The sequence below is a fragment of the Aerosakkonema sp. BLCC-F183 genome (assembly GCF_041929145.1).
GTDB lineage: Bacteria > Cyanobacteriota > Cyanobacteriia > Cyanobacteriales > Aerosakkonemataceae > Aerosakkonema.
On record NZ_JBHFNU010000073.1, the window covers coordinates 1 to 9665 of the forward strand.

Annotated in this window: 12 protein-coding genes; 10 read left to right on the top strand and 2 right to left on the bottom strand. The window is 42.8% G+C overall.

The features are described from left to right. Positions 1-507 precede the first annotated feature (507 nt). Entirely contained in the window at positions 508-702 is a 195-nt protein-coding gene (locus ACE1CD_RS21730) for a hypothetical protein (protein ID WP_374826211.1), read from the top strand. Between the two features lie 215 nt (positions 703-917). Beyond that, the gene (locus tag ACE1CD_RS21735) at positions 918-2774 is read left to right on the top strand and encodes a methyl-accepting chemotaxis protein (RefSeq protein WP_374826212.1); all 1857 of its coding nucleotides are present in this window, start codon (positions 918-920) and stop codon (positions 2772-2774) included. A gap of 77 nt (positions 2775-2851) precedes the next feature. Here the strand turns inward: ACE1CD_RS21735 and ACE1CD_RS21740 are convergent, their stop codons facing one another. Further along, positions 2852-3202, bottom strand: a complete 351-nt coding sequence (locus tag ACE1CD_RS21740) for a histidine triad nucleotide-binding protein (protein ID WP_374826213.1) — start codon at positions 3200-3202, stop codon at positions 2852-2854. Between the two features lie 128 nt (positions 3203-3330). On the opposite strand from ACE1CD_RS21740, the gene ACE1CD_RS21745 reads away from it, so the two are divergent. The 8 genes from ACE1CD_RS21745 (at position 3331) to ACE1CD_RS21780 (ending at position 8938) form a co-directional block, all read left to right on the top strand. Continuing rightward, complete coding sequence (locus ACE1CD_RS21745) at positions 3331-4104, top strand: alpha/beta hydrolase (protein WP_374796104.1); 774 nt, start codon at positions 3331-3333, stop codon at positions 4102-4104. Between the two features lie 68 nt (positions 4105-4172). Beyond that, positions 4173-5702: a YifB family Mg chelatase-like AAA ATPase gene (locus ACE1CD_RS21750; RefSeq protein WP_374826214.1), complete on the top strand. Its 1530-nt coding sequence runs from the start codon at positions 4173-4175 to the stop codon at positions 5700-5702. 22 nt (positions 5703-5724) lie between these two features. Further along, positions 5725-5982 carry a hypothetical protein gene (locus ACE1CD_RS21755; protein WP_374826215.1) on the top strand — a complete coding sequence of 86 codons (258 nt, stop codon included), beginning with the start codon at positions 5725-5727 and terminating at the stop codon, positions 5980-5982. Then, a complete protein-coding gene (locus tag ACE1CD_RS21760; RefSeq protein WP_374826216.1) occupies positions 5979-6245 on the top strand; it encodes a DUF6516 family protein in 267 nt (88 codons plus the stop codon). Before ACE1CD_RS21755 ends, ACE1CD_RS21760 begins: the two co-directional genes overlap by 4 nt. A gap of 51 nt (positions 6246-6296) precedes the next feature. Further along, the gene (locus ACE1CD_RS21765) at positions 6297-6947 is read left to right on the top strand and encodes a Uma2 family endonuclease (protein ID WP_374826217.1); all 651 of its coding nucleotides are present in this window, start codon (positions 6297-6299) and stop codon (positions 6945-6947) included. A 147-nt stretch (positions 6948-7094) separates the two neighbouring features. Continuing rightward, positions 7095-7478: a hypothetical protein gene (locus ACE1CD_RS21770; protein WP_374826218.1), complete on the top strand. Its 384-nt coding sequence runs from the start codon at positions 7095-7097 to the stop codon at positions 7476-7478. Positions 7479-7533: 55 nt separating this feature from the next. Next, positions 7534-8457, top strand: a complete 924-nt coding sequence (locus ACE1CD_RS21775) for a hypothetical protein (protein WP_374826219.1) — start codon at positions 7534-7536, stop codon at positions 8455-8457. Further along, positions 8435-8938 carry a pentapeptide repeat-containing protein gene (locus ACE1CD_RS21780; protein ID WP_374826220.1) on the top strand — a complete coding sequence of 168 codons (504 nt, stop codon included), beginning with the start codon at positions 8435-8437 and terminating at the stop codon, positions 8936-8938. The genes ACE1CD_RS21775 and ACE1CD_RS21780 overlap by 23 nt, the downstream gene beginning before the upstream one ends. 76 nt (positions 8939-9014) lie before the next feature. On the opposite strand, the gene ACE1CD_RS21785 is transcribed toward ACE1CD_RS21780, so the two are convergent. Then, positions 9015-9521: a PIN domain-containing protein gene (locus tag ACE1CD_RS21785; RefSeq protein WP_374826221.1), complete on the bottom strand. Its 507-nt coding sequence runs from the start codon at positions 9519-9521 to the stop codon at positions 9015-9017. Positions 9522-9665 lie beyond the last annotated feature (144 nt).

A 9665-nucleotide genomic window follows, 5' to 3' on the forward strand; every position in this document is an offset into this window, starting at 1 on the left:
GATTGGATGATTGCTATGTATTTTTCGAGGTTCGAGGTAGTGTTTTCTCTACCTGTTTATAGATTAATCCCTATATTTAGTTTTGTAAAGGGTTTTTGATGTTTGTTTTTATTGGTTACTTTTATGAGTGTTATAAGTTGAGCTTATATTAATTGTAGTAACTCTGCCTTGTCCGGAAACCCGCTGGCTAGATTCGGAATCGGACAGAAGGCGCGTTGTAGTAGGGTAGGGCTACACAATTAGATCCTGTGCGATCGGCAGGATTAATACTATGTCAGGTTTAACTATTTTATTTCCAAGCTCAGCTTTTCAATGACGAAAGGAAGCTCTGCTTGTAATGGAGCCATTATAGTTAGTGCCATTAAAATATTATACTCATTTCACTAGGTTAAATAAAGAAGTAGGTTATCAATTCGTTGAGTTTATATTTCTTAAGATTTGGCTTTTTAATTTTTATTATAAAAAAACTACGCTTTTATCATTGATTATAATAAAGGAAAAAGTTTTGTGTTTAGAAATTTCAAACTGAGAGAACGCATATTTTTGGGATTCAGCGGAATAGTTTACTCAGTTGGCAATCAAATATTTGACACATTTAAACAAGTAGATAGAGCGCAGCAAGTATTGGTAGAGATAGATGAGATGGTTTTAAGGACTTCTATGATGGCTCGCCAACTTCAGAGTCTTAAGTCTCTAATTTAGTATTTCAGAGTTTAGACTGCTTGCATATCTATAGCTAGGAGCTAGGGGCTATAGCGTCAGGGCCAAGGGAAGAAGTTGGGACGATCGAAGCTTTCAGGAATTAAGAATGTCCTAACAGCCTTGGCACTTGCTATAAAATACACTTATACAAAAGACAGTATAATCGATTACCGAGGGCGAAAGCTCTTTAGGCTAAGTGCTATCTCTAAACAATAATGTTTGACAACCTATCTTTACGAGCTAAAGCCATCGGTTTTGCGATCGCCCTCGGTACATTGCCAGTGCTGGGCATAGGCGCAATAGCTTACTATTTTGCCAACCGTTCGATTACAGAAGACGTAATGCAATTTCAGCAAGCCTATGCAGTAGAACTAGCGGACAAAATTAGCCGTTTCATGTTTGAGCGCTACGGAGACATTCAGGCGATCGGGAACCTAGCTATTCTCGCCGATCCTCGCGTCAGCAGAATAGTTCCTCAAAAGCAAAAGGAAGAAACGCTCAATCGCTACGTGGATACTTACCGAGTATACGATAATATTGCCGTCTTCGATTTGTCGGGAAACTTAATTGTTAAATCGCGAGGTGAAGCGAGCGGAAATCATAGCAATCGAGAATATTTTCAGCAAGTCCTCAAAACAGAACGTCCCTTCATCAGCGATCCAGAATTTTCACAGTCTACAAATGAGTGGGCGATTTACATTGCGGCACCGGTAAAAGATGTCATTACAGGTAAAATTATCGCCATAGTGCGATCGCGCTTGCCAGTCAAATACCTCAGAGAACGCATTAAAAGCCTCGGTAGTTCGGAAGAGCAAACCCATATAATTGACCCTGATGGCAAAATCTTTGTAACTTACGACCTCAAAGAGATAGGTCAAGACATTAAATTAGAGTATCCCTTTTTCGACCGAGTGGAAGCAGAACAACAGGCAGATGTTAAAGTGGCTTTTTCCCGCACTGACAAAACCGACAAAGTACTGGCTACAGCTCCCACCCCAGAACTAACAGGGATGCCAAAATTAAATTGGATAGTATTGATTAATAAGGATACAGCCATTGCTTTCCGACCGCAGCGAGATCTGCTAGTAACGCTGTTGATGGGAACGGGAGTAACTGCCATACTGGTAAGCGCGATCGCAGCTGTAATTGCCGATCGCACCACCAAATCGATCGACCCGATCGTCAGATCCATCAGTGTTTCCACCAGTGAAATTGCTTCCACAGTCGAGCAACAGGAACGAGTCGCCACTCAACAGGCTAGTTCTGTCAATCAAACCACCGCTACAATGAACGAATTGGGTGCATCCTCAAGAAATACAGCAGAACAAGCGCAATTAGCTGCCGAAAGTGCCCGTGAAATATTAAATTTGGCAGAATCATCAGCAGCAGCTGCCCGTCAAGTCTTAAACCTCGCCCAGCGGGGGACTCAGACAGTAGAGCGAACCCTGGAGGGAATGTCTGCGCTCAAAGAGAAAGTAGGCGCGATCGCACAGCAAACCGTACACTTGACAGAACAGACCAATCAAATTACTGGGATCGCTAATATAGTTACCGACTTGGCTACCCAAACCCATATGCTCGCGCTTAACGCCGCCGTAGAAGCAGTGCGTGCAGGAGAACACGGCAAAGGATTTGGCGTTGTCGCCGCTGAAATCCGGAAACTTGCCGATCAAAGCAAACAATCAGCGCAGAAAATTAACGCCTTAGTTATTGGTATTCAATCGGCAATTAATTCCACAGTAATAGTGACAAATGAAGGCAGAAAAACAGCAGAAGAAGGAATCAAACTTTCTCAAGAAACAGCAGAAGCTTTTACAAGCGTGACCAAAGGAATAGACGAAGTGATTTTAAGCAAGCAACAAACTTCCCTGAATGCGATCGACAATATAGTTGTCAGTTCTCAACAGATTTCCCTCACCGCCAAACAACAAGCGATCGCGATCGAGCAAGTAGTTGAAGCAATGAATAGCCTCAATCTAGGTGCAGCAGAAACTGCCAGCGGCATCACACAAACCAAAATTGGCATTAAAAAACTCGAAGAAGCCGCCAAGAATCTCAAAGCAATAGTTTAATAATTTTAGATTTTAGATTTTAGATTTTAGATTGGTATTGCAATCCAAAATCCAAAATCCAAAATCTAAAATCGGTATCAGCCGGGAGGCCATTCCATCTGTCGTCCGCCCAAAATATGTAAATGGAGATGGTATACAGTTTGTCCGCCATCGTCACCATTGTTAATCACGAGACGATAGCCTTTGGTGAGTCCAACTTGTTCGGCAACCCGCTTGGCAGTCAGTAACAGGTGGCCCATAAGGGCGTGGTCTTGGGACTCGGCATCGGCTAATTTGGCGATCGGTTTTTTGGGAATCACCAGGATATGAACCGGCGCTTGTGGATTAATGTCTTTGAAAGCAAGCGCTAAATCGTCTTCATAAACAATGTCCGCTCGAATCTCGCGGCGGATGATTTTACCGAAGATGGTGTCTTTGGTATCAGTCATGTTGTTCGTGCTACTAGCAGCAATTCTCAAAATTCCTCAGAATATTATTTCCCAGATCGGTAATCAACTCGCTGGTGCGGCGACAAAATATTATCGGCCCACTAGGGAACTTTAAGGAGACAAACTCAATGACACATCCTGTTTTCGATCGCCCCGAAGTATTGCGAGTACTGTTCCATCCCCGCCGCGATGACGGTATCATCCCCAAAGGTGTATATAGCGTCGCCGTAAAAGTTGAGTCTGGAGTAAGGGTCAGGGGACGCTTGTACCCAGCCGCTCCTGATGCCCCAGCAATCCTGTACTATCACGGCAATGGGGAGATTGCCGCCGAGTATCATGAAATTGCAAATTTATATAACCAGTTAGGCATTACCCTGCTGGTGATGGATTATCGAGGTTATGGGTCAAGCGATGGAACACCCACAGCCAGCACTCTCCTGACAGATGCGGTGAAAGTATTCGATGCGGTGGACAGTATCTTCGATTTATACGGACTGAACCCACAGCGATTGTACGTAATGGGGCGCAGTCTTGGCAGTGCGCCAGCCATTGAAATAGCACACTATGCGGGCAAACGACTGGCAGGGGCGATAATTGAAAGCGGTATCGCTAACGCTTGGGCGCTTCTCAAACGCTTGGGAGTTGAAGTAGACGAAGAGGCGGACGAAAATAACGACGGTGTTGGCAACGCACTCAAAATCAAGAACATCACTATCCCCACATTGATTATCCACGGTCAAGAAGATAATTTAATTCCTGTTTCGCAGGGAATCCTACTGCATCGCTTTTGTGCTGCACCAGATAAACGGCTAGTGCTGATTCCGGGTGCTGGTCACAACGATCTCATGCTAGTGGGAGCAGTGCCATATTTTGAGGCAATTCAGAAATTCATCTTTTCTTAGAGATGAGGATGTGAAGAAGATAAGGATAAAAAGGCACTATAGTTTTTAGCAGTTTTAGGAAAATTAAAGTGCTTGCCAGAGTTTGGAGTGCATCTATTGTCGGTATCGACGCTGTGAAGGTAGGCGTGGAAGTCGATGTGTCCAACGGTTTACCGGGAATTGTCGTCTTAGGTTTACCAGACGCAGCCGTTCAAGAATCGAGAGAAAGAGTGAAGGCGACCCTGAAAAATACTGGGTACGCCTTCCCGATGCGAAGAATTGTAATTAACCTTACTCCAGCGGATTTACGCAAAGAGGGGCCAAGCTTCGATCTGCCCATCAGTGTAGGTATTTTGGCGGCGTCGGAACAAGTGAGCGCTCAACTTTTGGGAGATTATCTATTTTTAGGAGAAGTTTCTCTTGATGGTAGCTTGCGATCGGTTGCGGGTGTATTGCCCATTGCCGCAGCAGCCCAAAAGTTAGGTATTGTCGGTTTAGTAGTTCCCGCTGACAATGCACGGGAAGCTGCTGTTGTGCAGGGATTGGAAGTTTACGGTTTTAATAACTTGGCCGATGTAGCTGATTTCTTGAATCAGCCAGAACGTTACCAACCAGTGCAATTTGATGGCAGGAAAGAATTAACTAAATCTCTATTTAACGGCCCAGATTTAAAGGAAGTAAAAGGTCAGGCACACGCCCGTCGTGCTTTGGAAATTGCGGCTGCTGGCGGACACAATTTAATTTTTGTCGGCCCACCGGGAAGCGGTAAAACGATGTTAGCGCGAAGACTACCGAGTATTTTACCACCCCTGGCATTTGAAGAAGCACTCGAAGTAACTCAAATTCATTCTGTGGCTGGATTGCTAAAAGATAGAGGAACTTTAGTGAGCGATCGACCTTTTCGCAGCCCTCACCATTCTGCATCTGGCCCCTCTCTTGTTGGCGGCGGTAGTTTTCCGCGACCCGGTGAAATTTCTTTAGCACATCGGGGTGTACTTTTTCTCGATGAATTAACAGAATTTAAACGAGATGTTTTGGAATTTTTACGTCAACCATTAGAAGATGGTTATGTGACCATTTCTCGTACCAAACAATCTGTGATGTTCCCCGCTCAGTTTACCTTAGTTGCGAGTACAAATCCCTGCCCTTGCGGTTATTTTGGCGACCCAATTCAACCTTGCACTTGTACTCCTGCTAAAAGAGAACAATATTGGGCAAAACTTTCCGGCCCTTTGATGGATCGAATCGATTTGCAAGTAGCAGTTAATCGTTTGAAGCCAGAAGAAATCACGCAACAACCAAAGGGAGAGGAATCAGCATCTGTGCGGCAAAGAGTGCAAGCGGCGAGAGAGCGATCGCGCTTTCGTTTCCAATCCGAACCTTCTTTGCGTAGCAATGCGGAAATGCAAAGTCGTCACTTACAACAATGGTGTCAGTTAGATGATGCTTCTCGCAATTTATTAGAAGCAGCAATTCGGAAATTGGGATTATCGGCAAGAGCGAGCGATCGCATCCTCAAAGTAGCGCGAACAATTGCCGATTTAGCAGGCGATGATAACTTGAAAACGCAGCATGTGGCCGAGGCAATTCAATATCGTACAATAGATAGAATGCAGTAAGTTTTTAAATCGGGAATTAGCAATGAATCAAAAAATTAGTAATACTTTCAAAAATCGTCATGTAGTAAATATCACAGATGAAGCCTGGAATGGAGTGCAATCTGTTGCTAAAAAGTTAGGAATATCAGTATCTGAGCTTTTGGAAAAAGTAGGTTATGGCGAATTAGTAGTGATAGATTCAGAAGAATTAGAAGACCTTGTAGATAGTATCGATGGTTTGGAAGGTTTGTTAGATGCCAAAGAAAATGGCACCGTCAAGGCTATTTTCGAGCGAGGTTGACTCTTAGCAATGGTGACTTTCTGGAAGTAGTGGAATTTTTCGTATTGCGCGATCGCACTTGTGTAACGGAAAGTTATCGCTATCAATGGATGGACAATTCGCAGAAGGTATTGAGGAAACGCTGGGATAATGTCGAGCATTTTCCCGATTTACCCAATTTCCCGCATCACGTTCATGTAGGTGAAGAATCTAATGTTGAAGCAAGTAAGTCGTTGAGCATTTTAGATTTAATAGATATTATTGAAGCCGAAATAGTATCGTAAATAATTTTGTGCTAAAATATTAGACAAATTGATTTATATGTAAAGTAGCTTATGCCCAACGTAAAAACAAAATTACTAACTGATGAATGGGTAACGGCAACTTGGGATGAGTACATCGAAGCTATTAGCGATCGCAATCTGGAAAATGCCAAAAGTTATTACCACAAAGGACAACTGCGAATTGAAATGACTCCTCAAGGTTACGACCATTCTTATGATAACTCCCTGATTGGCTACTGCGTGCAATTATTTGGTGGCATTACAGGCATTGCCATGAGTGCAGTCACTAACTGTACTTTCAGGCGAGGTAATGAAGTAGAAGCTCAACCAGATTTAGCCTTTTACATTGGTGAGAATGCCGAAATTATTCCACCAAATACAACTATTGTCGATCTAAATGTTTATCCACCACCGGATTTAGTCATCGAAATTGCTAAAAGTTCTCTGTCAGATGATATCGGTGGGAAACGAATGTTGTACGAACAATTGGGAGTGAGAGAATATTGGGTTGTGAATGTAGTGCGAGCTTTGTTGATTGCTTTTGCGATCGCTGATGGTGGCAGTAGACAAATAACACAATCTCAAGTTTTACCAAATTTACCATTTAGCTTACTCGAAGAGGCTTTGCGGCGAGGTCGAGAAAGTGGGAGAAGTCAGTTATATAGTTGGTTAATTGGTCAAATGCAGGAAATTGGTAATTAACAGTGAATAAAGACGGATCGCTCCTAAGTTCAAAATAACCTTCGATCGCTTTCCTTACCTCCAGAAATCTGCCAAAAGTGGTAAAAAGTTGGGATAATAGGTTAAAAATGATTTGGCAAGTTGGATTTTTAACAGGGTAGAAGCGGTATGACAGGCGGAAATACTTACAATCAAAGCGGAAATTTCGGCATTGGTCAGATGAGCGGCGGTAAAATCGAGGCTGGGGCGAAAGTGGCGGGTGTGCTGAACGAAGCGGAACAACGGAACTTGGCGGAAACTGCTGCCGAAATTCAGCAATTACTCGAACAGTTGGAGAAGTCTTACCCAACTAATACTACTGCTGGCAAGATGGCGATCGCAACCGAAGCCATTAAGCAAATCGAAAACAACCCTACCCTGCTGGCGCGGATATGGAGTGCGATTAGTGCAGGTGGTGTTTCAGCTTTCGAGGCATATCTTAACCATCCCGCCGCTAGTTTTGTAATTGGTGCTTTGCAAGATTGGCAGGAAACTGGGGAACCTAAATCTTGAGTTGTCGTTGCGCGTGCTTTTTGAGGATTTAAAGATTTTCTAGGGGGAGAGTGTGGTGATAGAAAAGCAAGAGGATTTGCATGGGGGTGTCAAGACTGAGGGTAGCAGTTCTAATGATGGAATTGAGGGTAATTGCTACAAACAAAATGGCAAGTTCGGTATTGGTGGCATGAGTGGTGGTGAAATTAAGGATGGAGCTAAAGTTGCTGGAACAATTAACGAAGCTCCCAGTAGTATTTCGGCTCATACAGTAAATATCGAAAACCTCAATATTTCTGGCTCTCCTCCTGTTCAACAAATACCGCAGTTGTCATCTTCTTCAAATAATTTTGTTAAGGAAGCGCAAGAAAAGTTTAAAGAAACGCTAGGAGTGGTAGTCTCTCAAGAACACAAATACAATGGTGAGTTAGTAAGCGTTGAATTACAGTTTTCAGAAGATATAGAAACCATCAAAAATAATGATGTCTTTGTCAAATTAAGTATTGCCTTTGGTGAAGCAGAGGAAAATTTTTCATACAATAGTGGTTTGCTTAGTGGTATCAAAGAAATTAGTGTCAGATTTGGAATTAAATATGGAAAACTCTATCTCAATTTTATCAAAGGTGCTATGCCTTTAGGGAGGCGTAAACCACTTGAGAAACTAGGAAACTGGCAGGTGACAACATCAGGAATCAATGAAGCTCCTGTTTGGCAATTTAAAGCTCAAGAAAAACCGATCTTAGAGGGCTCGTTTCATAAAGAAATGTTGGGAAATGCTAATTTATCAGATGGTATTTGTATTGTAGAAGCAACTTTTAAGGCTGGCATGATTGAAAACGATCTTGTTATAACTTGCCAAAATGGTTTATGGAATAGTCAAGACAGCCCAGCTAAAAAAGAAACAAAAATGCGTGTATTTATTAAAAAGTTTCTCGCTCCTAAATTAGAAGAATATTTGAGTAAGGTGAGAGTGGAATATGACTCAGCCGTTAACTCCTGAAGAACTTGGAGCTATTTTAGAAGCGCTCGATCGTGAACCAACAGGCAAGCTGTCTGAATTAGCGAAGATTGCTGGGTTGAGTTTGGTGGAGGATTATATTGGAGTAGATCTTAGTGGTGAGGATCTTAGTAATGATAATTTGAGTAATGCCAACCTGAGTAATGCCAACCTGAGTGTTGCCGACCTCAGTGGTGCCAACCTCAGAGGTGCAGACCTCAGCGGTGTCAACTTCAGAGGTGCAGATCTCAGCGGTACTGACCTCAGAGGTGCAAACCTGAGTTATGCCTACCTCAGAGGCGCAAACCTGAGTTATGCCTACTTCAGAAGTGCAAACCTGAGTTATGCCTACCTCAGAGAGGCTAAGCTCAAAGCTGCTAATCTGAGTGAAGCTAAGGTTAAACAAGCTTGGTTTGGATGTAACTTAGGTATTTCTGAACGAATGAAGCAAGACCTAATCAAAAGAGGAGCAATATTTCTTTGAAGATTCTTCTGGCGATCCTGGCGATCGCTCATCAGTCCTAGTTCCGCGCTAACTAGATTTTAAGATAACTATTCCTCTATTCGTAAAAAGAAACATTATTGACAAATTCAGGAACTTCTTTACTTAACAAAGCAAGCAGTTCATTAACAGTCAGTGGTGGCTTTTTAAGATCCTGAGACTGTCGCCTTACTACTTCAACCATCTCATCTGGGTATTCGTCGAAAAGCTCACATAAAAATTCATCTGGAGACTGTGCTTTTATGTTCCAAGGAGCCAGGTCATTTGCTTGAAAATGCTTGAGATTTGAGGTAACAATAACTTTAGCGTTAGCCATTACAGCAGCAGCAAGAACATGACGATCGCCTGGGTGATTTGTCATCACTTCCACTAGATTAGGAGGAACTTCAACTATTGCTTCAGGAAAAGCCATTTTGATTGTCATTTCCAGCTTCATTCCTAACTCAGCCGTCATTCGTCCTTGACTCACAAGATTACGAATTGCACCGTCGAGAATTTCTTGCGACCAATATGGTGTATACAAACCAACGCTTGCAGTGCGAAGCAAGGTATCACGCAAGTACATAGGAACTGGAGTTTAGACTAACCGCGCTTTAGGGCGCGGTTAGTCTAAACTCCTATACAAGGCAAAATAGCTCAGCTTTTAGCTGAGTAAAAAAAGATTGATTTAATCAGGATTTAAGAGAAAAATAAGTTAGCTTTTTGAGTT